This window comes from Niallia oryzisoli, from assembly GCF_043641075.1.
Taxonomy (GTDB): domain Bacteria; phylum Bacillota; class Bacilli; order Bacillales; family Cytobacillaceae; genus Bacillus_BD; species Bacillus_BD oryzisoli_A.
Genome location: NZ_JBHZRC010000001.1, coordinates 1,428,017 through 1,453,293, shown reverse-complemented (window position 1 = coordinate 1,453,293; position 25,277 = coordinate 1,428,017). Strand labels below are relative to the sequence as shown.

Here is a 25,277-nt window from a genome sequence, read left to right as displayed (position 1 = left end):
TATATTCGAAAGTGACTGAAATGATGACACAATCCGATACTTTGAAAGAGGAATGAATAAGATTGAACATGCTTGAGGGGATATTCATTTTGCTTTATACTGATGCTATATGAAAAAGATGGGGAATCTAAAATGAAAACGATTTATGATATACAACAGTATTTAAAGAAGTTTGGGACGCTTATCTATATCGGAGACCGGATAGCGGACCTAGAGTTAATGGAATCAGAGGTTCATGAATTATACCGCGCCCAATTAATGGACACACGTGACTATCAATCAGCTGTCTTATTATTACGGCATGAAATTCAGCTGTTAAGGGAGCAGCATAAAGATTAGACATTGGAGGCTGGGAATGACGGAAAAATGGTTAGTTGGCGTTGATATTGGAGGAACTACAACAAAAATTGCTTTTACCAATTTTGACGGTGAAATAATAGAAAAATGGGAACTACCAACAGATCATACTAATGGTGGAAATAATATTATTGAGGATATTGCAAAGTCAATTGAGCAAAAACTTTCAATACACGGAATGACGAAAAAGAATGTACAGGGTATTGGGGTTGGTGCTCCTGGTCCGGCAAATCTTGAAACAGGCAGAATTGAGCATGCACCTAATTTAAGCTGGCATGATAACTATCCGCTTCAGGCAATGCTTGAAGAAAAAACTGGTCTGCCTGTTAGGATTAATAATGATGCTAACTGTGCAGCGCTTGGTGAAATGTGGAAGGGTGCCGGTGATGGTGAAAAGGAGCTTGTTTGTGTCACATTAGGAACGGGTGTCGGCGGTGGAATTATTACAAATGGGAAAATTGTCCAAGGTGTTTGTGGTGCAGCAGGGGAAATTGGTCATATTACTTCCGTTCCTGACGGTGGAGCACCTTGTAACTGTGGTAAAACCGGCTGCTTGGAAACCATTGCTTCTGCAACAGGAATCGTCAGGCTTGCAATGAATCGAATGAATCATTTGAAGGATGAAGGAAATCAACTTTCTCTATTTTATCAACAAAACGGACATATCACTGCTAAGAATGTGTTTGATTTGGCGAGAAAAGGTGATTTGGCAGCAGAAGCCATTATTGCTGAGGTTTCTTACCATCTGGGATTTGCTTTAGCTAATATTGCGAATACGTTAAATCCTAGCAAAATTGTTATAGGCGGCGGGGTATCGAAAGCAGGAGAAGTATTACTAGCACCATTAGTGAATCATTTTAAAAAATATGCTTTTCCAAATGTAGCAAGAACCACTGAATTAGTTTTTGCGACATTGGGGAATGATGCAGGTGTTATTGGTGCAGCTTGGCTGATTAAAACAGAGGATATAAAGAGTTAACGATTAAAAATAGATCATTTAATAATAAATGAAACCTTTTTACATATGTATCGTCTTATTATAAAGGGAATTGACAAGATAGTAGTCAATCCCCTTTTTTAGTCTTGTAAATTAATTTATGGTAAATATTATATTAAGCTATGCATACTATAGATTCTAGAAAACATATCTCTTTTTAGATAAGGGAGGATACGTACATAATGGGAAAGACTGATCAGTCAAGGATATCTCTTGCTGTGATTGCAACGGTTTTGCTTTGGCTAAAGACATACATTGTTTATAAAACTAGTTTTGATATAAAAATTGAAAATTGGCGGCAGGAATTTATTTTGTTTATTAATCCTTTAAGTTTCCTAATGTTCATTTTTGGCGTCAGTATGTTTTTAAAAGAGAAAAATAGAAAACGGTACATTGTGATTTCAAGTTTAATCGTATCCTCCATTTTATTTGCAAATGTTGTTTTTTATCGTTTTTTTAATGATTTTTTGACAATCCCTGTTTTATTTCAAACAAGCAATATGAGCGATTTAGGCAGCAGTGTTAGTGAATTATTAAGCTGGACTGATGTATTGTATTTTACTGATTTTATTCTGCTCCTACTACTGATGAAAGGGAAACCAAAAGTGGTCTCTTTTCGGCAGTATACAAAAGCAGAGAGAAAAGCCTATATGCTGGTGACAATATCCATTGCCTTTTTTAATCTTGGCTGGGCTGAAATTGAACGTCCGGAGCTGTTGACAAGAACCTTTGATAGGGAGATGCTCATTCGTAATATCGGGACGTATAATTACCATGTCTATGATGTGTTCTTACAGTCCAAATCCTCTGCACAACGGGCTTTAGCGGATGGTGGTGAGCTCGTGGATATTGAAAACTATCGTAATGCTAATTACAATAAGGTGAAAGATGGGATGTTTGGAATTGCCAAAGGGAAAAATGTCATTCTTATCTCACTAGAATCAACGCAAAGCTTTGTAGTGAATCAAACTGTAAATGGAGAGGTTATCACTCCATTTTTAAATCAGTTTATTCAAGAAAGCTATTATTTTAACAACTTTTACCACCAAACCGGTCAAGGTAAGACATCAGATTCAGAATTTATTGTGGAAAACTCGCTTTATCCATTAAGCCGTGGTGCTGTCTTTTTTACTCATTCCGGTAATGAATATCATGCAACACCAGAAGTATTAAAAGAGAAAGGATATTTTACTGCTTCATTACATGCAAATAATAAGAGCTTTTGGAATCGAGATATTATGTATAGATCTCTCGGCTATCAGCGCTTCTATTCATTAACCGATTATGAGGTAACAGAAGAAAATTCTATTGGCTGGGGATTGAAGGATCATGAGTTCTTCCAGCAATCTATTCAGCATTTAAAGGACATGCCTAAACCATTCTACGCAAAGTTTATCACCTTAACCAATCATTTTCCTTTTGAATTGGCTGAGGAAGATTTATTAATAGAGCCATATACATCCAGCAGTAAAACCCTAAATCATTATTTCACGACAGTACGCTATCAGGATGAAGCACTAAAGCATTTCATTCAGAGCTTAAAGAATGAAGGATTATATGATGATTCCATCATCATTATTTATGGGGATCATTACGGGATATCTGAAAATCATAATAAAGCTATGGGAGAGTATCTTGGCGAAGAGGTTACTCCGTTTGTAAGTGCCCAGCTGCAGAGAGTCCCATTGATTATCCATATTCCGGGACAAAAAGGAAAAACAATCCCAACTGTCTCGGCACAGATTGATATCAAACCGACGCTCCTTCATTTACTTGGTGTGGATACAAAACAGGATATCGAATTTGGCAGAGATTTATTTTCAAACGACACCACGGATTTTGCTGTGCTTCGTGATGGGAGCTTTATTACAAAGGATTACGTATATACCCGGGAAATTTGCTATGATAAAGTGACCGGGGAGCCGGCGGCAGAGGCAAATGCTTGTAATTCTTATACAGAAAAGGCAAAAACGGAGCTTGAATACTCTGATAGCATTATTTATGGCGATTTATTAAGATTCTACGGTAGAAACAAAGACTAGAGCATGGGGGCTGTTCCGACAGGTCCCTTTTTTCTATTTTGGCGGCGAGCTTTATGGTTGCATGAATTCTTATCCATCTACATAAGTATGATATGATGGAAAGGAGGAAAGCTGGTGAAAATCAATATTCGACCTGGTGATACACTGTGGTATTATAGTCGCATATTCATGATTCCGTTGCCATTAATTATTGATTCCAATCCTGGACTTGATTTCTCAAATTTAAAGGCAGGACAGGAAATTCAGATACCCGGTTTTATGAGTCAATCCTATACTGTGAAAAGAGGAGATTCCTTTTGGAGGCTGGCAACTGCACGGAATATTTCATTAGATGCATTACTGCTTTTAAATCAAACTATCAATCCGAGCAGTCTGCAGATTGGTCAGACAATCTTCCTTCCTGCTCGTGTCATTTCTCCTTCTAGAAGAAGGGATGTAAAATATGACTCGGCCTTATTGATGAGTGATATCCAGGCATTAAAAAACCAATTTCCTTTCATTCAGGTTCGAACCATTGGCAGGAGTGTAGAAGGGAAGCCAATCCAGGAAATTAAACTTGGCAAAGGAACGAAAAAGGTTCATTTGAATGGTTCCTTTCATGCAAATGAATGGATTACAACACCTATCCTTATGGCCTTATTAAATACATTTTTATTGTCTTTAACCAATAGCCAGTCAATTCGTGGGATTGTTACAATGCCTTTATATCAATCAGTAGACCTGTCGATTGTTCCAATGGTTAATCCTGATGGTGTTGATTTGGTTCTAAACGGTCCACCACCGGGATTAAGGGAAGAACTAATTGCTATGAATAAGGGGAGTACTGATTTTAGTGGCTGGAAAGCAAATATTAGAGGCGTTGATTTAAATAATCAATTTCCGGCAAACTGGGAGATTGAAAAGGAGAGAAAGGAACCAAAATCTCCGGCACCAAGAGATTATCCTGGGGATGCACCTTTAACAGAACCTGAAGCAAATGTGATGGCAGCTTTAGCTGGAAGCAGTCAGTTTGACCGCCTTCTTGCCTTCCATACACAAGGAAAGGAATTTTACTGGGGATATGAAGGGCTGGAGCCGCCTGAATCAAAAGTATTGGCAGCAGAGTTTGAGCGAGTCAGCGGTTATAAGGCAATCCAGTTTATTGATAGTCATGCAGGCTATAAAGATTGGTTCATTCAGGACTTTCGAAAACCAGGTTTTACGATTGAACTAGGGTACGGGGTTAATCCGTTGCCATTGTCCCAATTTAATGAAATTTATGAAGAGGTACTTGGAATTTTTCTTGCAAGCCTGTATATTTAAAAAGATGTAGTAACAGACTTTTAGAATACCTCCGTATTTTTTGGTTGATTGAAACAAAGATATGGAGGTATTCTAATCTATTAGCAATTGTGTAAAGGCGGTGTGGGAAAATAGTGATAAGGAAGGCTTTTTTTTTGTGTCTATTATTGGTATCCACACTGTTGGTAATCGGATGTGAAAAAGGAGATTCTAGTTCGTTGGCTGGAAAGGAAACGCAGCAGCAGGAAGCTGAGCAATCTATCTCGATGAACGATATCAAAGAGCACCTCCCGATCGTCATAAAAGAAGGAAAATTTGATCAGATTATTGGCTGGTTAGATGGTGAAACATTCGTTTATACTACGAAGAATATAAATGGCTCCAATATTTATGCCTATCATTTGAAAACGGGTACAAGTACGTTACTTCTAAACGTAGAGGCCATAATTGATTCCATCCATATAAGCCATTCTGGAAATTATCTATTGATTCGTTCCTCTTCCGAAGAAGTTCAAAGTAAAATAACTATCATTACTGATAAAGGGAAGCTAGTGTTCTCAGGAGCTTTGGAGGATGCCTTTGATGCAGCAATCGAATGGAATCCTTATGATGAGAACAAGGTTTTGATATCAAGTTTTACTGAGGATTGGCAGGACCGTACGTTTATTTTATCAATTAAAAAGCAGCGATTAACTGAAATCGATGTGGCAAATCCTTTTTCCTATTGGGCAGCAAAGAATAAACTCATTTATTTAAATTGGAATCAGAATGATTCATCCAAATTAACTGACGTTGTCATAAAGGACTTATCTGATGGAAAAGATACTATGCTGCTTTCGAATGTTTATCAACTAGATTCCTTTCAAGATGTCTTCCTTACCATTACCCCTGACACAGACCAATTAAATAATATGATCTACAGCTTTTATTATAATGAGGATAAGAAGGCTGGCTCTATTACGATGCCAGGTTTAACTAGTTTTTCAGATTGGCTGATTCCATACTATGATTATAATGTGGAGAACGAGATGTTTCTTTCTTTTCAACCAGTACAAAGTGGGGATGCGGACTCCTATACCGATGGTTTTCAACTCTTTCAATATAAACTTGGAAAGGGGAAGAACACAGTAATCCTGGATGGATTGAATAATGAACCGATAAGTTGTAACAAAGAGGGAACTCTATGTTTATATGGCTATTACCTTGAAAAGCTTATTGATATCAAAAACAAAACAATAATGAAAATCGTACATAATATTGAATAAAGGATTGGTGATTATATTGGCAATAGTAGATGTAACGGTGATTCCAGTTGGCACAAAAACAGCGAGTGTTAGTACATATGTGGCAGATATTCAACGAGTATTAAAAAAATACGAGGAGAAGGGCGATATTCGTTATCAATTAACGCCCATGAATACAATTATTGAAGGTGAACTATCCCTATTGTTTGAAGTGATTCAAGCGATGCATGAAGTGCCTTTTGAAAAAGGACTTGTCCGAGTATGTACGAATATCCGGATAGATGACCGCCGTGATATTGAACGTAAAATGGAAGAGAAAGTGGAAAGAGTAAACAGCCTGCTTGAGGATTAAAAATAAAAAAGAAAAAGCACCACTTAAGGTGCTTTTCATTTTCCCATTATTAATGGGTGGCAGGAAATCCGCTATTAAGAAATGTCATGACTGCAAACCAGCCAAATACTGCGAAACTTCCTACAGCAAAGAGTGCACCAAGCAAGTTTTTGTTTTTTAGTGAGCTAACGGAACCAATAGCAGCAAGAATTGAAACTAATGCAAAAATAATGACAGTACCCATTGAATAGCCCCCCTTTGTTCAATGTTTTGTTAAATGACAAATCACGAGTAAAAATAAGCGCTTTCTTGTATTAAAATAATAAGTAATACAAATGCAAACTTACTTCTAATATTTTATAATTTTTCTGAATGTTTGTCCACGTAAAATAAGGGACTTTTCGCAATAGTGTATCAATAATATTGTCAAATAGTTAGTTTTTATTTCTTTTATAGTGTAAAATAATTTTGGAATATGTGAATAGGGGGAAAATGATTTATGGAATGGATACAATTGCCGCTCGGGCAGATGCAAACAAATTGTTACGTGTTGATAAAGGAAGATTCGACATGTCTAATTATTGATCCAGGCAGTGAAGGAGAAAGACTGATCGGCTTTCTTCGTGAACGTAATTTAAAGCCTGAAGCTATCGTATTAACACATGCCCATTTCGACCATATCGGGGCAGTTGATAGTATAAGGGATGAATATCAAATTCCAGCTTATGTTCATGTTAATGAAAAGGACTGGCTGTCATCACCGTCTTTAAATTTAGGACAGGTAATTGCTCGTGATCCTGACTATACATTAAGTGGTGAACAGGAATTAACAATTGGTACATACACGTTTCAGCTTTTTGAAACACCTGGCCATTCACCGGGAAGTGTATCATTGTATTTTAAGGACTCAGGACTTGTATTGGTAGGGGATGCGCTTTTTAATGGCAGCATTGGCAGAACAGATTTACCTGGTAGTAATCATCAAGATTTAATTAGCAGTCTTCATGAGAAACTCCTACGTTTACCAGAAGAAACGACGGTCCTTCCTGGGCATGGTCCTGTTACAACGATTGGAAAAGAGATGGATTCAAATCCTTTTCTAAATGGATACTAAAAGAAAAACCCTTCTCAAATGAGAAGGGTTTTTCTGGGGGATATTCGAATTCTAGTAATGGGAGGTTATTGTTAAACTACTACTACTGATATTAACAATATAATAAGATTAACACCTTGTCAATAGTGTTAAATAAGAAAATTAGGTGATAGGATGAGGAAATTTCTAGTAGATTATATAAACGAAAAACCTTCAAAAATGATAACAATTGAGGAATACATGAATCTTGCGCTGTACCATCCAGACTTTGGTTATTACATGAAGGACCGAGAAAAAATTGGCCGAAGCGGCGACTTTATTACATCAAGTAATATTGCTGATATTATGGGGAAAACACTTGCCAAATGGTTTGCCGGTCTGGTGATGAACCAATCAGTAGCACCCCATTTTTGTGAAATTGGCGCAGGAAACGGCCGATTTGCACAAGCTTTTCTACAGGAATGGTATCGTGCAAATTATCCTGAACTTACCTATACGATTATTGAAAAAAGCCCATATCATATTAAATTACAAAAAGAAAAATTCAAAAAGCAATGGCCAATCCAATATGTAGAGGGTTTTCATGAATTGAAGGGTTTTAAGGGGATGTTTTTCTCGAATGAATTGTTTGATGCCTTGCCAGTCCATTTAGTATCAAAGCAGCAAGGCAGCTTATACGAAGTAATGGTAGCAGTTGAACATGGTGAATTAGTTGAAAAAAACTGTTTACTTTCTAACCAGAAAATCATCTCGTTCATAGAAGAACACCATGTTGTCATTCCTGAGGGGCATAGGATTGAAATTCCATTGCAAATGGAGAAGATTTTTTCAGAGATGGATAACTCTCTAGCAGAGGGGATGATCGTAACTATTGATTATGGATATACAAACGAAGAATGGCAGGAACCGGTAAGAAAGGATGGAAGCTTAAGGGGATATTATCAGCACCAGCTTATCCGAAACATATTAGAGTATCCTGGTGAAATGGATCTTACCAGCCATATTCATTGGGATGCACTTGTGAATATCGGGAATAAATATGGTATTCATACAATCGAACAAAAAAGACAAGATGAATTTCTTCTATCCATTGGAATATTAGATCAATTGGAAAGCCATCAGGATCTCAATCCATTCTCAGATGTTAATAAACGAAACCGTGCAATCCGCAGCCTTATTATGCCCTCCGGCATGAGCCCGTCCTTCCAAGTCTTGGTACAATTAAAAGCGTAGTCGCTCTTAGCCGATGGATCTGGGAAAATCCAAAGCATGATCAGCTTGTTTTTGTGGCGGCATTAAATGAAACGGTTACAAAATAAAAAAGCGATCCCAATGGTCGCTTTTTTATTTTGGTACTTATTAATGTCCGGCTGCACCTGGTATCATCATGAAGTTTGTCCAGTATGAAAAACCGATGAAAAAGACTGTTAAATAAGCTCCAAAAATGTAAATGTACATACGCTCAGTAAGTTTTAAATAGCTGAGAAGCAGAAAGAACCCTGTTTGACCGAAGAATATTAAGGACGTCGTATACATATCCCCTAAATAAAGCATAACTGCAAAAATGCCCGTCCAAAAGCCTAATACTCGATACATTCGTTCCAACTGATATCCCTCCCTTTGCACTGTGAGTTTCATCACTATTATAATGAAGTATTCTGAAAAAGTAAATAACTCTTTATATTTAAAAAGCATAAAGTAAAACTTTTCTGAACTTTCATTGTGAGGTCTAGCCATGCGTCCATTAGGTGATTTTGCGGCATTGTATTTAAAAAAAATGAAGAGGCAATCAACGAAGATTGCCTCTATCAGCTATGATGAGAGATATAGTTTTATCCTTTAATGCTCGCACTATATGTGCATGCCTCACAGCCTGCAATTAAATTATCGCCCTCAATTAATTCAATTTCGTTAAATAGAGCCTCAAACATGCCTTTTAAAAATTGAGCATGCATTTGGCAGATGTTTTCCATATGATCTTCCGCGACTTCTTTAAATGGGCAGTTGAAAATTTGAAAATAGACCTTTGTCTGATCTTCATTTGGTTGGAAATCTGGAGAAAGGCCAGCCAATGAAGCTGCATTCTGTATAATATTCAGCTTTTGCTCAAAGGACAGATTATCAATATTTTGCATGTTTTTTGATACTTCTTGCTCAATCAATTCAAGCCCAAATCGCTTTCCTGTTTCGTAGAGGGCTTTTTGTCCAGCTTCCCCTAGTGATGCCATTGTTTCCATTGTAATTTTTGAAAGAAGCTGATAGTCACGGTATGGGAAATGAAGTTGGATCACATCATTGGACAAGCGATAAAGTCTGCTCGGTCTTCCGCCTTTACCTGTCTTTTTTGTTTCAGAGACAAGCATATTAACATCTTCCAGCTTTGTTAAATGAAGTCGTGCCACATTTGGATGAATATTAAAATTATCAGCTATTTCTTGGACTGTTACTTCTTGATGTCTGCTCGTAATATATTGATAAATATAATAACGAGTTGGATCAGATAATACGTTTGTAATTTTTAATGTTTGCTCCACAGAAGTTCACCTCATACTGTACTTTATTCTATTATAATACGGCTGAAATAGGTTAACACTATATTCACTATAAGTTTATAAAATGTTCACAAATATGAAATGTAGTATTGATTTTTCGAGAATATATCAATAAAACCTATAGATTAATCCTAATAAGTCTAAAAGAGGGATGTGAATTGAATTATGAATAATTTGTGATAACGTTAAAATTTTTATGTAATAATCTTTTTTATGTGCAGGAGATTACAAAGTTGAGGCGAATTTTACTAGTTAGAAAAAAGAAAGGCGGTGTTAACCATTGAGCTTAATTGAAAGACTGGCTGACAGAATTGTTACTGAAGCTGTTCGAAGTCATGCAACCGATATCCACATCATCCCCCGACGAAATGACACCCTCGTACAGCTAAGAATCTCCAACAGATTAGTCCCAAAAATCCAGCTGCCCAAAGAAGAATGTGATCGTTTAATCTCTCATTTTAAATTTACCGCATCTATGGATATTGGTGAAAGAAGACGCCCGCAAAGCGGTGCCTGTTCATTTATGATTGATGGTAAAATGATTGGCCTGCGCTTATCCACTCTTCCGGCAAGTCAAAATGAAAGCCTGGTGATTCGTATTCTTCCCCAGCAAGAAAATGCTCCCTCGTTTCAGATTTCACTCTTTCCTGCTATGACCAGAAAATTATTGGCATTATTAAAGCATTCCCACGGTTTGATTATCCTGACCGGTCCAACCGGAAGCGGTAAAACCTCCACCTTATATGCTCTATTAAATGAAACCTCCCATCTCTATAATCGAAACGTCATTACCTTAGAAGATCCCATTGAAAAAGAAAATGACCTGGTTTTACAGGTACAGGTGAATGAAAAAGCGGGTGTTACCTATACAACCGGATTAAAAGCTATCCTGAGGCATGATCCAGATATTATTATGGTTGGAGAGATTCGTGATGCCGAAACAGCTAAAATCGCAGTAAGGGCAGCACTAACGGGACATTTAGTATTGACAACGATGCATACGAGAGATTCCAAGGGAGCAATCTATAGGCTTATTGAATTTGGTGTGGATTGGCAGGAAATTGAGCAAACGCTTGTTGCCATAACAGCACAAAGACTGGTGGAGCTGACTTGTCCATTTTGTTCAGGGAATTGTTCTCCAGCCTGTTTTGGACATGAGCGTCCAAAAAGAGCTAGTGTATTTGAACTTTTGTCAGGAAGAAATTTGACCTCAGCCTTGGGGGAGGCTCGTGGTGCACAAAATAAGTTCCATTACAAAACATTACGGGAAGAAATTCGTAAAGGAATTGCACTAGGCTATATCAAGGAAAGCGAGTTTGACAGATGGGTATTTACAAATGAAACAAACTAAATGGTCTCTTGAAGAGCAAGCAAGCTTTCTAAAAATGATAGGAGAGCTATTGATAAGGGGCTATCCGCTTGCAGAAGCGTTGGATTCCATCACCTATCATCTGCCACAAAAGCGCAATTTAGAAATAAAGGAATGTCTTCGTGGCTTGAAGGAGGGGTATCCATTTTATTTAGTACTCCAAAAGTTGGCGTTTCATAAAGATGTTATTGGGTATGTATATTTTGCTGAACAGCACGGCGGTTTAGCGATGGCTTTTCTAGAAGGCAGCAAAATGATGCAGAGAAGAGCAAAGGATCTTTCCCAAATAAAAAAATTAGTTTCATATCCTCTTTTCCTTATGTTAACGACAATTGTGTTATTTTTCTTTGTCCAGAAATATCTACTGCCGCAATTTTCTTCATTATTTACCTCGATGAAATTGAAAGCGAATTTTTTTACAATCGCAATCTATTTTGCAGGTGAAGCATTTCCCATTCTAGTTTTTTTTCTCCTCCTCATTTTCATTTGTTTTCTACTCTATTATCTCTTTATATTCAAAAAATTAACGTCAATCGAACAGAAACAGCAAATCTTAAGAATCCCAATTGTCGCAAGGCTTTTCCGACTATACTATAGTCATTATTTTTCTGTACAACTAGGTTCTTTGTTGGAAGGTGGACTTTCAGTCAATGAATCGTTAACTATGTTTGAACAAAATGAGGATCAGTTATTTTATAGCCAGCTTGGAATAGAAATGAAAAGGTTATTAATGCGAGGAGAAAAGCTAGAGGATATACTGAAAAGTTTTCCATTTTTTGAAGGAGAATTATCGTTGGTCGTAAAGCATGGCCAGGATAATGGGAAGCTTTCTCAGGAGCTGCTATTTTTTTCAGCCCAATGTATGAACAGCCTGGAGGAAAAAATGGAAAGTCTGATGAAAAAGATTCAGCCTGTTTTATACTGCTTTATTGGTCTATTAATTGTTTCTATGTACTTAGCTGTGTTATTGCCGATGTTTCATCTAATAAATGGAATGTAACAAAATGGTGAAAGGGGTTTTCTCATATGTTGAAAAGTCAAAAGGGCTTTACTTTAATTGAAATGATGATTGTGTTACTGGTCATTTCTATTTTGCTTATGATCACGGTACCGAATGTAACGAAAAATAACTCGAATATTAATGAGAAGGGCTGTGAGGCGTACTTAAAAATGGTCCAAGGTCAAGCGCAGGCCTATAAAATGGAGGAAAAAGTGTATCCAACAGCAGTTCAGCTTAAGGAAAAGGAATATATTGATAGTACTGAATGTCCGCTTGGAAAAGAGATTGATATCTCATCAGAAGGTGCTGTCACGTTAAAATGAGTGACCAATCAGGTTTTACATTAATTGAAATGTTATTCGTATTAAGTATATTTCTATTGATTTCTTCTATTTCTTCCATACTCGTACGTCCACAATATCTAGTGTATGAAAAGGAACGATTCCTATCACAATTTAAAGCAGATATCCTCTATTCCCAGCAGTATGCTATCTCCCATCAAAAACAATTGAATGTATACATTTATCCAAAAGAAAAGCGTTATGTTGTAAAAGAAAAATTGACTAATATCACAATCCTAGAGCGTAACTTTCCTAAATCAATCCAAATGGAAAAAGGAACAATGGCAGGTTCGGGAATGACAAATATGGGTTTTGAATTATCGAAAAGCGGGAAATTGAATCAATTTGGCACATGTTATTTTTTAGTCGATCATGAGCGCTACAAAATTACCTTTCAAATCGGGGCAGGACGATTCTATGTTGTTAAAGAATAAGGGATTTTATATGGCGGAATTAATTATTAGCCTTTCTGGATGGCTTGTCATTTCAACTACTTTTGTACCGGTATTCATCAAACTGCATCACCAGTTAATCCAACAAGAGGAGAAATCGGAAGCCCTTCATCTTTTTTATGAATATTTGCAGACGGTAATAGTTGAAGGTCAGGATAGAGAGAATATTGTTATTACAAAGGAGGATAAACAATATTCCATCATTTGGGAAGGGGAGAACCTAAGGGAGGTAAAGATATGCTATGAGGATGTGCTTGGCAACAAGGTCGAAATACATGAAACTGCTCCATAATAAAGGCTTTACCTTCATAGAAATGATCTTTGCCTTCTCTTTTTTTCTACTCATTGTTTCATTTTATCCTGTTTTTTTTCAACTAGTTTCGCAAAGTGGTTTTGTAGAAGAAAGATTGCAGAGAATGGAATGGGAAGTGTTTAGTGCACAGGTGAAAAAGGAAATACGGATGAGTGACAGCATTAGAGTAGAAAATAACAGACTTATGCTGAAAATAGACAAAATGAGTATTATGTATGAAGCATACAATTCAAATATTCGGAGAAGAGTCGATTTAAAGGGGCATGAAATTATGCTGCAAAACATCAAAGCGGTATCATTTGAAGTGATACCAAAAGGGGTTAGGATTACAGTAAAGGATCAATATAATCAAAGTGAAGCCATACTGGTTCGGACAGTTGTGGACGAGGAAGGTTTATATGGTCCGTAATCAACGCGGTTTTACGTATCCTCTTACATTATGTATGCTGATTCTTTTTTCAACTGTATTAGTGATTTATACAGAGGAGTTTATCGCAGAGAAAAGAATGCTTGCTGAGACAGAGAATATATTAAAACAAGATTATTATCTCGTCAGTTCCTTGAAGGTATTGGAAGAAACCCTTGCGGTAGAGGGGAAGTCAAATAGTACTGGTTACATTGAACTGTACGATGGACAGGTCCATTATGTAATTGGAGAGCTTACAGGAAGTATCTGGGAGATTACGCTTAATTTAAAGACTAGTAATAATCATGAGTTTAATGGATCTGCCTTTTATGATTGTAATGACAAGAAAATCATTAAGTGGGTAGAGAAAAACTAACCAAATTGCGTAATTTATGATTATTTATGGTTTGAAAAAAAGTGATCAGGATATACTTACTCATAGAAAAGCTTCAGAAATGAGTGAAGCATAAGTTCAAGTTCTTGCTTTTGCAGGGCCTGCACTTTTTTAAGAGGTGTATAGATGAAAACGAATGATTATGTTAAATATGTGACACAAACGGTTGTACAATATATTGACCAGCCTAAGGATGAACGGAAAAAGCTGCGCCAAGAAAAAAAGGATCGAAGAGCAACCTTTATGTACAGATGGTTTGGAATTATTCCATATGTACTGATGTTGAAACTGAGAGAGAAAAAAGAACAGAAAGTAAGAGAAGCAGATTAATCTGCTTCTCTTTTTTTATTTAGTATTATCAATTTCGTAGATAAAAAATCCCACCGTTGATTATCGAGATGTTAATTTTTGGTTCGTATTGATCCTTTAATGCTAGCTTTTCGATTTCATAGCTCTCACTCTTTTCCTCCGTATCCTCGTAAAAATGCTCCAGCAAATTCAAATCCTTTTGCCATCGCTCTCTTGCGTCATCGGCCCATGAATGATTCTCAGCCTCTAAATTGGAGATTAAATAATGTTCAATCCGTTTAATCCCGCTTTTTGGCATAATGAGTGGAGAAAGTGTAAACGAATAGTCGGGTATTTTGGGTGTTAACGGAAGCTCCAATAGTTTATCGTGGAAATCCTCGATAATTTGTCCGTTAATTAACTGAAGCCCAATGGATTGAAATACATCCTTTTTTCGATCACATTGATAGGACACCTTTACATTTAAGCAGATCCATGGCTTTAATGGAGTTTGTTGACCATTGGCCGTGGAAGATTTCTCATAAAGCCGTATAAAGCTTGCTAATTTTTTTGTTGATTGAAAAATCTGATGTAGCCGGGGGGAGCCAAAATGAATAGTCTCTCCTTTTAGATTGTCCGGCACCTTACTAGAGTCTGTAATTAGAGTAAGAGTCATTGGATTGGGAACTCCCCCGGTTTTCTCAAGGTAATGCCAGTAAAAAGGGCGATTCATCAGCTCCTTATCAAGGTCTACAGTTAATTGCACAGTCATATATCCTGACTGATTTTCTTTAAGTTCACAATCATTTGCAAGAAAGTACCGTTCTAAAAATTCATGAATTTCCTGTTGCTGCATGCTGGATTCCACCTTTCATCTCTTGGGCAAATTGAATCATTGATGTGAGATTATCCATTTTAATTTTCATTTCTCCCTCTGAAGATGAATAATTGAATATATCAATAAGATGCTCCTCAACATTTCCAAATTCTAATTTCGTAAGAATGTCATCAAGCTCTCCTATTACCTTCTCAAATAGATGGATTTTTTCATATAATAGCTTTAATACATGATCTTCAACAGTGTCCTTTATGGCAAAGTTATAGATTTTCACATCCTTTTCTTGTCCAAGGCGGTGGATTCTACCAATTCGCTGTTCAAGCCTCATTGGATTCCAAGGAAGATCAAAGTTAATAATATGATGACAGAACTGCAGATTTATACCTTCTCCGCCGGCCTCTGTTGCAATTAGCACTTGGGCATTGTTTTTGAATAATTCCCTCATCCAGTCCTTTTTTCCTCGCTTAAACCCTCCCCTGAATGGAACAGAGGTAATACCGTGCTGCTTTAAATACCATTGTAAATATAGCTGTGTAGCCCGGTATTCTGTGAAAATAATAACCTTGTCATTAATTTCTTTGATAAGTTCAAGTGCTTTTTCTGCTTTTGCGTTCGATTGTACTTCTTCAACCTTACTGATGACGTGTTGGATTTGTTCTTGGAAGGCAGGAGAAGTATTTTCTTCTTTCTGCAGCATATTTTTTAAAGTGAAATAGACTGCTTCTCTACTGCTGCAGGCCTCTCGCTGTAAAGTCATGACAGAAAATTGACTTTTGTTTATCGTGTCACCTATTCCGCCTAATAAACATATAGTCTCATATAACTCTCTTTCCTTATCGGAAAATTCAATTGGAATCGTCTCGACAATTCGCTTTGTCCACTCAATTCCAGTGTCCGCACGGCGATTTCGAATCATTACTTTGTTGACCAGTTCTTTTAAATGTTCATCATCATCTAATGAACGAGAATCTTTTTTGTATTTCTCATAGAAGGCTGTTTCACTGCCTAGATGGCCTGGCTTCAATAATGAGACTAGATTGAAAATCTCACTTATTCGATTTTGAATCGGGGTTGCCGTTAATAGTAAACAGAATTTTTTTCTTAAATTCTGCACGAATTCATAGTTTTTTGTTTTATTGTTTTTTAATTTGTGGGCTTCATCAATAATGATGAGATCATACTCTTGTTCGTTTATGATCTCCCTGTGTGGAGATCGTTTTGCTGTATCAATCGAAGAAATCACGACATCATATTGCTCCCACACATAGCTTTTTCGCTGTGCAACAGCAGGTATAAAGAATTTACTATTAAGCTCCATGGCCCACTGAGATACAAGTGAAGCGGGAACAAGAATAAGTACTTTTTTTACAAGGCCCCTGATCATGTATTCTTTTAAAATTAAGCCTGCTTCAATCGTTTTTCCAAGACCGACCTCATCAGCTAAAATGGCTTTACCATTCATGTTTTCAACGACCTGTTTCGCAACCTCGAGTTGATGTGGAAGCGGGGTTAACTGGGCTAAATGGTTTGGCGCAAGTAGTCCCTCAAATTCAGGAATGACGGTATGCTTTTCCACTTCTACAGCCAATTTATATAATTCCCAATTACCCCACGGTCCGTCATTATTCATCCTGGTGATAAATTCATCTTGCCATGAGCAATCAAACTCTATATGCACCGTCATCGTTAACACTCCTCAAAAAATGGTATTGCTGAAATCAGTACGACATGGTAGGCTATGAGTATAAATTGAAAGTTTAGAAACTTCCTACAGTGAAATTATTTTTAATTATGGATAGTATGACCAAGTTTGATAATTTTATAAACGCGGATGAGGATAAGGGGAGAGACTACGTTACGTAGCGCCGAAGGAGCAAACATGAATATGTGAATCTCTCAGGCAAAAGAACTCTTATTTGACGCAGCTCTGGAGAGTGCTTATTTAATAAGCCGCCAAAGGGGAAAGCCTTATTAGGTAAACTTTCAGGTACAAGGACAGAGACCAGCCTATTTTTATAGGAGGGTCTCTGTCCTTTTTTTGTTTTCCATCATAATTAATGAAGGTTCTTAGCGTGGACCCGTAAGTATTTGGTTATTTTAATATATGTCAAAGCTAGTTTCTGTTAAATAGCGATTTATAGGAAGGAGCATGAATGATGACTGATTTAAAACGAACGCCGCTTTATGATGTGTATAAGGAATATGGTGCAAAAACAATTGATTTTGGCGGATGGGAGCTTCCGGTTCAGTTTTCCAGTATTAAAGAAGAACATGAAGCAGTAAGAACAAAAGCAGGGTTATTTGATGTTTCGCATATGGGTGAGATTACGGTAAAGGGTCCTGGAAGTCTTCAGTACCTACAAAAAATGATGACGAATGATATTAGTAAAATAAAAATTGGTGCTGCTCAATATACAGCGATGTGTTATGACAACGGCGGCACAGTGGATGATTTACTCGTTTACAAGCTTGAAGAAAATGATTACCTATTAGTAGTGAACGCTTCTAACATTGAAAAGGATTATAAATGGCTCGAAGATCATCTTGAGTTCGATGTAAAGCTTGAAAATATTTCAAATCGAATGGCTCAGCTTGCTTTGCAGGGACCGCTTTCGGAAAAGATTCTTTCATCATTGGTTTCCGATGTAAATTTATCTGAGATCCGTTCGTTTGGAGTTCAAAATAAGGTCATGATTTCAGGTAAACAGACGTTGATATCGCGAACAGGATATACCGGTGAAGATGGTTTTGAAATTTATTGTCAATCTGAGGATGCAGTCGAACTATGGCGCTCTATTCTAAATGCCGGGAGTGAGTATGGAATCCTGCCGATTGGTTTAGGAGCCCGGGATACACTTCGCTTTGAAGCAAAGCTTGCTTTATATGGTCAGGAGCTTTCTCCAGACATTACACCGCTCGAAGCAGGAATAGGTTTTGCGGTTAAATTGGATAAAGAAATGGATTTCATTGGTAAGGCTTCGTTGCAGAAGCAAAAGGACCAAGGGGTTCCGAGAAGACTAGTTGGGGTAGAAATGATTGATAGAGGAATTCCGCGCCATGGTTATCGAGTCTTTGCGGATGAGAAGGAAATCGGGATAATTACAACTGGTACACAGTCTCCTACATTACAAAGAAATATTGGTCTTGCACTTTTACAAACAGAGCATGGAAAAATTGACAATGAAGTATGGGTAGAAATTCGCGGAAAAAAATTAAAGGCAAAAATTGTGAAAACACCTTTTTATAAAAGAGCGAATTAACAGGACTGGAGGAAAAAAGGATGAAGCATCGCTATTTACCAATGACAGAAAAGGATAGAGCAGCTATGTTAGAGGCAGTTGGAGCGGGCTCTGTAGATGAATTGTTCAGTGATATTCCCGAACAGGTTCGTTTTAAGGGAGAATATCAAATAAAAAAAGCAAAATCAGAATCAGCACTCTTAAAGGAACTGACTCAGTTAGCTGCTAAAAATGCTGATTTACGTACGAATACTTCGTTTCTTGGTGCCGGAGTTTATGATCATTATATTCCAGTTATTGTTGACCATGTTATCTCCCGTTCTGAATTCTATACTGCTTATACACCTTATCAGCCGGAGATTTCCCAAGGTGAACTGCAGGCCATTTTTGAATTTCAGACAATGATCTGTGAGTTAACCGGCATGGATGTGGCTAACTCCTCAATGTACGACGGAGGTACAGCCTTGGCAGAAGCGGCTATGTTAGCCGCGGGTCATACGCGCCGCAAAAAGATATTGGTCTCCAGTGCCGTACATCCTGAATCAAAAGAGGTACTGAATACTTATGCAAAAGGACAGAGACTTGAGGTAGTAGAAATTCCATACAAAAATGGAATAACAGATGTGGCATCTTTACAAGAATTAGTGAATGAAGATGTGGCCGCTGTGGTTGTCCAATATCCTAATTTCTTTGGCGGCATTGAACCATTAAAAGAAATCGAACAGCTGACACATAAAGAAAAATCATTGCTAGTTGTTTCTAGTAATCCTCTTGCTTTAGGAATATTAACACCACCTGGCCAATTTGGTGCTGACATCGTTGTAGGGGATACACAAGTATTTGGCATACCTACTGCATTTGGCGGACCGCATTGCGGATATTTTGCCGTAACCAATAAGCTGATGAGGAAAATTCCCGGACGCTTAGTTGGGCAAACGGTGGATGAAGAAGGCCGTCGAGGTTTTGTATTGACTTTACAGGCACGTGAACAGCATATCCGTCGTGATAAAGCAACATCAAACATATGCTCTAATCAGGCCTTGAATGCATTGGCATCGTCAGTTGCTATGACGGCTCTTGGGAAGAAAGGGATTAGAGAAATGGCTTCAGCCAATATTCAAAAAGCAAACTATACAAAAACTAAGCTGAAGGCTGCGGGAGCGGAAATTGTCTTTGAAGGCCCGATATTTAATGAATTTGTCGTAAAATTATCAAAGCCGGTTAAGGAAGTGAACCAAAAGCTGTTAGCTAATAATATCATTGGCGGTTATGATTTAGGGCGTGATTTCCCTGATTTGGCTAATCATATGCTGATTGCTGTTACCGAATTGAGAACAAAGGAAGAAATAGATACTTTTGTGGCAGAATTGGGGGATAACCATGAATAAACAAGATCAAGCGTTAATTTTTGAATGCAGTACACCTGGTAGAATTGGTTATAGTCTTCCTGAATTCGATGTTCCGGAAGTTGACTTGCAGGACTTAATACCAGAGGATTATATTCGCGAACATGAGCCGGAGCTGCCTGAAGTTTCTGAGCTGGATATTATGCGCCACTATACAGCGTTATCGAGAAGAAACCATGGTCTTGATTCAGGCTTCTATCCGCTTGGTTCTTGTACAATGAAATATAATCCAAAAATAAATGAGGCCGTAGCCCGTATGAATGGGTTTGCTCATGTACATCCATTACAAGACGAAGCTTCAGTACAAGGGGCACTAGGGCTGATGTATGATCTACAGGAGCATCTTGTTGAAATTACCGGTATGGATGCCGTAACATTACAATCAGCGGCAGGAGCCCACGGTGAATGGACTGGATTAATGATGATTCGTGCCTTTCATGAAGCAAATGGTGATTATGGGCGTGTAAAAGTAATTGTTCCTGATTCAGCACATGGAACAAACCCCGCTTCTGCAGCAGTTGCAGGATTTGAAACAGTTACGGTTAAATCGAACGAACAGGGACTTGTTGATTTAGAAGACCTAAAAAGAGTGGTTGGGGAGGATACAGCGGCATTGATGCTGACAAATCCTAATACACTCGGTTTATTTGAAGAAAATATTCTTGAAATGGCTGAAATCGTTCATCGTGCCGGAGGAAAGCTTTATTATGACGGTGCAAATTTAAATGCTGTTTTATCAAAAGCACGTCCAGGTGATATGGGCTTTGATGTCGTTCATTTGAACCTTCATAAAACATTTACAGGGCCGCATGGCGGCGGCGGTCCAGGTTCAGGTCCTGTCGGTGTTAAGCAAGAGCTGATTCCATTTCTACCCAAGCCTATAGTAGCAAAGGTTAATGATCAATTTGTTCTTGATTATGATCGTCCGCAATCAATCGGGCGTGTGAAGCCATACTATGGAAACTTTGGCATTAATGTTCGGGCATATACGTATATTCGTTCAATGGGTCCGGATGGATTAAAAGCTGTTACAGAGAATGCAGTGTTGAATGCAAATTATATGATGAGAAGATTAGCACCTTACTATGATCTTCCATTTGATAAACATTGTAAGCATGAGTTTGTGTTAAGCGGTAGACGTCAGAAGAAGCTGGGTGTTCGTACTCTTGATATTGCCAAGCGTCTCTTGGATTTCGGTTACCATCCGCCGACTATTTACTTCCCGCTTAATGTTGAGGAATGTATCATGATTGAGCCGACAGAAACAGAATCGAAAGAAACGTTAGACAGCTTTATTGATGCAATGATTCAAATAGCAAAGGAAGCAGAAACAAACCCTGAAATCGTTCAGGAAGCTCCGCATACTACGGTTATCAGCCGATTAGATGAGGCATTAGCTGCACGAAAACCAGTACTTCGTTATAAAAAAGAAGAATAAAAAATATAAGGCTGACTCTAATTACAGAAGTCAGCCTTATTATTGTAGAAATGAATTTCATTATTTTGTTTTGATTCTTCCGGACCATTTTTTAAATCCGCCCTGGAGGTGGGAAAGATCCTTATAGCCTTTTCTGTACAGCATTTGAGCCGCACGGGCGCTTCTAGTTCCATTTTGGCAGTAAAGATAGACGGGCTTGTCCTGACGCAGTTCTTTCATTCGCATTTTTAGTTGTGAAAGAGGAATATTTCTAGCACCTAAAATATGTCCGGCTTCAAATTCATTCGGCTCACGCACATCAATCAACTGCGCTTTTCGGTACCCTTCACGGAACTGTTCCTCCGATAACGTTTTTAGTATTTTTCGCTGCTGAAGCCAATTGAAACCAATATAAATAAGAGTAGCAGCAATAAGAATGAGTAGGATATAGATAGTATCCAAAGTGTTTTCTCCTTTCAAGCTAAGCTAAGCAACTTATCTCACACTAACGGGCAGTATATCCACTATAGGTGTAAAGAAAAGTGGAAGATAACTGCCCGTAATCGGTTTGATAAAGGTTCGACCATCTTTTGAGGCTGTAGCACGCCTCATTAAGTTTCTTTTATATTATATAGTTCTTTCATTATCCTAGTAAAGGAGAATACAAAAAAATTTAACATGTAATTCTCTTTGTTTTTAAAGGTAATTTTGTTAGACTAAATAGGTTGAAAAAAAGATAGAATGGTGGCGCAAAGATGGAAGAAGTATGGAGATTTATTGATTCTGGTAATGGATCAGCGGCTTTTAACATGGCGCTTGATGAGGCATTACTTGAATGGAACAGCAAAGGTGAAAGCCCACCGGTTATTCGATTTTATGGGTGGAATCCAGCAACTCTTTCTATCGGTTATTTTCAAAAAGTCGAGAAAGAAATAAATATAGAAGCAGTTCGAGAGCAAAAACTCGGTTTTGTACGCCGTCCAACAGGAGGCAGAGGTGTACTGCATGAGCACGAGCTTACCTATAGTGTAATTGTGCCAGAAGCACACCCGAACATGCCGCATTCTGTTACGGAGGCCTACCGGGTTATTTCGGAGGGAATTCTAAAAGGATTCCATCAGCTTGGGTTAGAGGCTTATTTTGCTGTGCCGAAAACGTCTGAAGAACGTGATTCATTAAAAAATCCCCGCTCTGCGGTATGTTTTGATGCACCAAGCTGGTATGAGCTAGTTGTTGAAGGCAGAAAAGTGGCCGGCAGTGCACAAACAAGACAAAGGGGAGTTATTCTTCAGCATGGTTCCATTTTGCTTGACCTGGATGAGGATAAGCTGTTTAGTCTGTTTAAATATCCAAACGACCGTGTGAAGGAACGCATGCAGAAAGCATTTAAAAGCAAGGCTGTTGCAGTAAATGCTATTAGTCCTGCGCGGGTAACAATTGATCAGGCGAAGAAGGCTTTTAAAGCAGGCTTTGAAGAGGGATTAAATATTCGTCTTGAGCCATATGAGCTGACTGAAGATGAGATGAATTATGTGAAGAAGATTGCTTCTGAGCGCTATGAAACTGATGAGTGGAATTTCATGAGATAGGAGGGGCCTGCGAGTCTGCAAGGCTCTTTCGAATGGCAAAAAAAGGTATTTATGGATTCTCTTTCATTAAAGAAGTGCAAGTCTTGAAATAAGACGAAATTTAGCGTATTTACGCAGAAATGAAACAAAAACTCTATTATTCTCTTATTTCTATTTTTTTTTGTGTTTGACAAAATAAGTGTTACTTGACCTAAAATCAATATATAGTGGCATTAAAAATATTTATAACACTATATATTGATTTTGTAAGTCTCGTATGATAAGTTTAGAGTACTTTGTAATAATAATGACTAACAAGAGATTCAATTTGTTGATAGCAGCTAGAAATAACATTGAATCTATTTTTAAGGAGTTGTATATATGTCTGTTGCCCTTGGAAAGAAAATGAATTTGGATGCAGAACGATTAAACAAGGACATTGAACTTTTTCCTCAAGTTCATCCAATCACCCCAGATATGAAAATTACACACAAAGGGGTCTCCCGTCTTGTTATGCTTGATCGTTATACGTTCAAGGATACTGAGAAGATTACATTAGCTAGTGGAGACTTTGTTGTCCTCACCATTAAAGAAGATCCTAAATTCCCTGCCCGCGGTATAGGCTATATTCTTGATATTGATTGGGAAAAGAAGACTGCACGAGTGCTTGTCGAAGAAGAATTCAGAGGTGTCCTTGATGATCCGGACGAGTCAAAGACAGGGATTATCAGACGTCCGCTTGATGTGATTGAGAAGCCGCTTGAAGTCTACTACGAGCAAATTGCAAAGCGTAATGCAACAGGATTAGCTTCAGTAGAAGAAACAGAAGAAAAGCGAAAAGAATGGTTTGAAAAGTTCTATCAAGAATTAGTAAGCTTAAACTTTATTCCTGCAGGACGTGTTCTGTACGGAGCTGGCGCTGGGACAGATGTTACATATTTTAACTGTTATGTAATGCCATTTGTTCAAGATTCACGCGGCGGTATCTCAGAGCACCGTACGAAGGTAATGGAAATCATGAGCCGTGGCGGCGGTGTTGGAACAAACGGTTCGACACTAAGACCCCGTAATACTCTTGCAAAAGGGGTAAACGGAAAATCTTCCGGATCTGTATCATGGTTAGATGATATTGCAAAATTGACTCATTTAGTTGAGCAAGGCGGGTCACGTAGAGGGGCCCAGATGATTATGCTGGCGGACTGGCATCCAGATATTATGGAATTTATTATCTCGAAAATGCAAAATCCGCGCATTTTACGTTTCTTAATTGATAATACAGAAGATGAGAAAATCAAGAAGCTTGCTAAAGATAAGCTGAAATTTACTCGCTTAACAGAGCAGGAAAAAGCTATGTACCAAGGGATTATCAACTATAAAAATATTCCTGGCTACGGTGGCTTTAGTGAGAGTATTATTGCGAATGCCGAAGAAACTCTGGAAGCTGGCGGAACATACTCCGTTAATAACCCTGAATTCTTAACCGGTGCAAACATCTCTGTATGTTTGACTAAGGAATTCATGGAAGCAGTTGAAAATGACGCTGACTATGAGCTTCGTTTCCCTGATACGGAAAGCTACACTCCTGAAGAAATGAAAGTCTATAATGAAGAATGGCATAAAGTAGGCGATGTTCGCGAGTGGGAAAAGCTTGGCTATAAAGTGCGTACTTATAAAAAGATAAAGGCAAAAGAGCTTTGGAATTTAATCAATATCTGTGCAACTTATTCTGCAGAGCCAGGTATTTTCTTCATCGATAATGCCAACGACATGACAAACGCACAAGCATATGGTCAAAAGGTAGTTGCGACAAATCCGTGTGGAGAACAACCTCTTGCACCATTTTCTGTTTGTAACCTTGCAGCGGTTAACCTGGCAGAAATGGCTGATAAAGAGACAAAAACAGTTAACTTTGAAAAGTTAAAGAGAACGGTTGAAGTGGGCGTACGCATGCAGGACAACGTTATTGAAGCGACACCGTACTTCCTTGAAGAAAATAAAAAACAAGCACTTGGCGAACGCCGTGTTGGACTTGGGGTTATGGGTCTACATGACTTGCTGATTTACTGTGAGACAGAATATGGTTCTGAAGCAGGAAACAAGCTTGTTGATGAAGTATTTGAAACGATTGCCACAACTGCTTATCGTGCATCAGTTGAGCTTGCAAAAGAAAAAGGAAGCTTCCCATTCTTAACAAGTGAAAGAGACGAAGAAACAAATCGTTTACGTCAAGCGTTCATTGATACAGGCTATATGAAGAAAATGCCTGAAGACATCAGAGAGTCAATTCTAGAACATGGAATCCGCAACTCTCACTTACTAACTGTTGCACCTAAATAACTTGGGCTTTTA

The 25,277-nt window shown here is 38.0% G+C and carries 26 protein-coding genes, 1 pseudogene and 1 riboswitch; of the genes and pseudogenes, 21 read left to right on the top strand and 6 right to left on the bottom strand.

Translation table 11 applies throughout. The features are described from left to right. Nucleotides 1-132: 132 nt before the first annotated feature. From ACHUFV_RS07430 to ACHUFV_RS07405, 6 genes are all read left to right on the top strand, one after another. Entirely contained in the window at nt 133-339 is a 207-nt protein-coding gene (locus ACHUFV_RS07430; RefSeq protein ID WP_394232950.1) for a YqgQ family protein, read from the top strand. A 16-nt stretch (nt 340-355) separates the two neighbouring features. Further along, complete coding sequence (locus tag ACHUFV_RS07425; protein WP_394232949.1) at nt 356-1,336, top strand: ROK family glucokinase; 981 nt, start codon at nt 356-358, stop codon at nt 1,334-1,336. Nucleotides 1,337-1,536: 200 nt separating this feature from the next. Next, nucleotides 1,537-3,396, top strand: coding sequence for an LTA synthase family protein (locus ACHUFV_RS07420; protein WP_394232948.1), 1,860 nt, complete (start codon nt 1,537-1,539; stop codon nt 3,394-3,396). A 114-nt stretch (nt 3,397-3,510) separates the two neighbouring features. Then, the gene (locus ACHUFV_RS07415; protein ID WP_394232947.1) at nt 3,511-4,698 is read left to right on the top strand and encodes a M14 family metallopeptidase; all 1,188 of its coding nucleotides are present in this window, start codon (nt 3,511-3,513) and stop codon (nt 4,696-4,698) included. Between the two features lie 197 nt (nt 4,699-4,895). Next, a complete protein-coding gene (locus ACHUFV_RS07410) occupies nt 4,896-5,942 on the top strand; it encodes a YqgU-like beta propeller domain-containing protein (protein WP_394232946.1) in 1,047 nt (348 codons plus the stop codon). 16 nt (nt 5,943-5,958) lie between these two features. Next, nucleotides 5,959-6,273, top strand: coding sequence for an MTH1187 family thiamine-binding protein (locus ACHUFV_RS07405; protein ID WP_394232945.1), 315 nt, complete (start codon nt 5,959-5,961; stop codon nt 6,271-6,273). 49 nt (nt 6,274-6,322) lie between these two features. Here the strand turns inward: ACHUFV_RS07405 and ACHUFV_RS07400 are convergent, their stop codons facing one another. Then, the gene (locus ACHUFV_RS07400; RefSeq protein ID WP_394232944.1) at nt 6,323-6,496 is read right to left on the bottom strand and encodes a DUF2759 domain-containing protein; all 174 of its coding nucleotides are present in this window, start codon (nt 6,494-6,496) and stop codon (nt 6,323-6,325) included. A 255-nt stretch (nt 6,497-6,751) separates the two neighbouring features. Here ACHUFV_RS07400 and ACHUFV_RS07395 point away from each other — a divergent pair, with 255 nt between their 5' ends. Both ACHUFV_RS07395 and ACHUFV_RS07390 read left to right on the top strand, forming a co-directional pair. Beyond that, entirely contained in the window at nt 6,752-7,366 is a 615-nt protein-coding gene (locus ACHUFV_RS07395) for an MBL fold metallo-hydrolase (protein ID WP_394232943.1), read from the top strand. 198 nt (nt 7,367-7,564) lie between these two features. Beyond that, complete coding sequence (locus ACHUFV_RS07390) at nt 7,565-8,578, top strand: class I SAM-dependent methyltransferase (RefSeq protein ID WP_394232942.1); 1,014 nt, start codon at nt 7,565-7,567, stop codon at nt 8,576-8,578. A 126-nt stretch (nt 8,579-8,704) separates the two neighbouring features. Here the strand turns inward: ACHUFV_RS07390 and ACHUFV_RS07385 are convergent, their stop codons facing one another. Further along, on the bottom strand, nt 8,705-8,950 hold the full coding sequence (locus ACHUFV_RS07385) for a DUF2626 domain-containing protein (protein WP_394232941.1): 246 nt from the start codon (nt 8,948-8,950) through the stop codon (nt 8,705-8,707). Between the two features lie 227 nt (nt 8,951-9,177). Beyond that, nucleotides 9,178-9,879 (bottom strand): helix-turn-helix transcriptional regulator, encoded by a 702-nt coding sequence (locus ACHUFV_RS07380; protein ID WP_394232940.1) that lies wholly within the window; start codon nt 9,877-9,879, stop codon nt 9,178-9,180. A 298-nt stretch (nt 9,880-10,177) separates the two neighbouring features. Here ACHUFV_RS07380 and comGA point away from each other — a divergent pair, with 298 nt between their 5' ends. From comGA to ACHUFV_RS07340, 8 genes are all read left to right on the top strand, one after another. After that, nucleotides 10,178-11,248: a competence type IV pilus ATPase ComGA gene (gene comGA / locus ACHUFV_RS07375; RefSeq protein WP_394232939.1), complete on the top strand. Its 1,071-nt coding sequence runs from the start codon at nt 10,178-10,180 to the stop codon at nt 11,246-11,248. Further along, complete coding sequence (gene comGB, locus ACHUFV_RS07370) at nt 11,235-12,266, top strand: competence type IV pilus assembly protein ComGB (RefSeq protein ID WP_394232938.1); 1,032 nt, start codon at nt 11,235-11,237, stop codon at nt 12,264-12,266. Before comGA ends, comGB begins: the two co-directional genes overlap by 14 nt. Nucleotides 12,267-12,292: 26 nt before the next feature. Beyond that, nucleotides 12,293-12,589, top strand: a complete 297-nt coding sequence (gene comGC / locus ACHUFV_RS07365) for a competence type IV pilus major pilin ComGC (protein ID WP_394232937.1) — start codon at nt 12,293-12,295, stop codon at nt 12,587-12,589. Continuing rightward, the gene (comGD, locus tag ACHUFV_RS07360) at nt 12,586-13,041 is read left to right on the top strand and encodes a competence type IV pilus minor pilin ComGD (RefSeq protein ID WP_394232936.1); all 456 of its coding nucleotides are present in this window, start codon (nt 12,586-12,588) and stop codon (nt 13,039-13,041) included. The genes comGC and comGD overlap by 4 nt, the downstream gene beginning before the upstream one ends. After that, entirely contained in the window at nt 13,028-13,351 is a 324-nt protein-coding gene (gene comGE, locus ACHUFV_RS07355) for a competence type IV pilus minor pilin ComGE (protein WP_394232935.1), read from the top strand. Before comGD ends, comGE begins: the two co-directional genes overlap by 14 nt. Beyond that, the gene (gene comGF / locus ACHUFV_RS07350) at nt 13,314-13,781 is read left to right on the top strand and encodes a competence type IV pilus minor pilin ComGF (RefSeq protein ID WP_394232934.1); all 468 of its coding nucleotides are present in this window, start codon (nt 13,314-13,316) and stop codon (nt 13,779-13,781) included. The genes comGE and comGF overlap by 38 nt, the downstream gene beginning before the upstream one ends. Continuing rightward, on the top strand, nt 13,771-14,154 hold the full coding sequence (comGG, locus tag ACHUFV_RS07345; RefSeq protein WP_394232933.1) for a competence type IV pilus minor pilin ComGG: 384 nt from the start codon (nt 13,771-13,773) through the stop codon (nt 14,152-14,154). The genes comGF and comGG overlap by 11 nt, the downstream gene beginning before the upstream one ends. Nucleotides 14,155-14,298: 144 nt before the next feature. Next, nucleotides 14,299-14,502 (top strand): YqzE family protein, encoded by a 204-nt coding sequence (locus ACHUFV_RS07340; protein ID WP_394232932.1) that lies wholly within the window; start codon nt 14,299-14,301, stop codon nt 14,500-14,502. A 28-nt stretch (nt 14,503-14,530) separates the two neighbouring features. On the opposite strand, the gene ACHUFV_RS07335 is transcribed toward ACHUFV_RS07340, so the two are convergent. Then, nucleotides 14,531-15,316, bottom strand: coding sequence for a YqhG family protein (locus ACHUFV_RS07335; RefSeq protein WP_394232931.1), 786 nt, complete (start codon nt 15,314-15,316; stop codon nt 14,531-14,533). Beyond that, nucleotides 15,294-16,982, bottom strand: coding sequence for a DEAD/DEAH box helicase (locus ACHUFV_RS07330; RefSeq protein WP_394232930.1), 1,689 nt, complete (start codon nt 16,980-16,982; stop codon nt 15,294-15,296). Before ACHUFV_RS07330 ends, ACHUFV_RS07335 begins: the two co-directional genes overlap by 23 nt. A gap of 147 nt (nt 16,983-17,129) precedes the next feature. After that, a riboswitch (glycine riboswitch) is annotated at nt 17,130-17,220 on the top strand. Nucleotides 17,221-17,454: 234 nt separating this feature from the next. On the opposite strand from ACHUFV_RS07330, the gene gcvT reads away from it, so the two are divergent. From gcvT to gcvPB, 3 genes are read left to right on the top strand one after another with little or no spacing between them, the layout of a single operon-like run. After that, nucleotides 17,455-18,558 (top strand): glycine cleavage system aminomethyltransferase GcvT, encoded by a 1,104-nt coding sequence (gene gcvT, locus ACHUFV_RS07325; protein ID WP_394232929.1) that lies wholly within the window; start codon nt 17,455-17,457, stop codon nt 18,556-18,558. Between the two features lie 20 nt (nt 18,559-18,578). After that, on the top strand, nt 18,579-19,925 hold the full coding sequence (gene gcvPA / locus ACHUFV_RS07320; protein WP_394232928.1) for an aminomethyl-transferring glycine dehydrogenase subunit GcvPA: 1,347 nt from the start codon (nt 18,579-18,581) through the stop codon (nt 19,923-19,925). Then, the gene (gcvPB, locus tag ACHUFV_RS07315) at nt 19,918-21,381 is read left to right on the top strand and encodes an aminomethyl-transferring glycine dehydrogenase subunit GcvPB (protein WP_394232927.1); all 1,464 of its coding nucleotides are present in this window, start codon (nt 19,918-19,920) and stop codon (nt 21,379-21,381) included. The genes gcvPA and gcvPB overlap by 8 nt, the downstream gene beginning before the upstream one ends. Before the next feature lie 60 nt (nt 21,382-21,441). Here gcvPB and ACHUFV_RS07310 read toward each other — a convergent pair whose 3' ends face one another. Further along, on the bottom strand, nt 21,442-21,813 hold the full coding sequence (locus ACHUFV_RS07310; protein ID WP_394233419.1) for a rhodanese-like domain-containing protein: 372 nt from the start codon (nt 21,811-21,813) through the stop codon (nt 21,442-21,444). A 302-nt stretch (nt 21,814-22,115) separates the two neighbouring features. Between ACHUFV_RS07310 and ACHUFV_RS07305 the strand changes: the two genes are divergently transcribed. Both ACHUFV_RS07305 and ACHUFV_RS07300 read left to right on the top strand, forming a co-directional pair. After that, nucleotides 22,116-22,949 carry a lipoate--protein ligase family protein gene (locus tag ACHUFV_RS07305; RefSeq protein WP_394232926.1) on the top strand — a complete coding sequence of 278 codons (834 nt, stop codon included), beginning with the start codon at nt 22,116-22,118 and terminating at the stop codon, nt 22,947-22,949. Nucleotides 22,950-23,309: 360 nt separating this feature from the next. Continuing rightward, a pseudogene (locus ACHUFV_RS07300) lies at nt 23,310-25,259 on the top strand (vitamin B12-dependent ribonucleotide reductase); the annotation flags it as partial. Between the last annotated feature and the right edge of the window lie 18 nt (nt 25,260-25,277).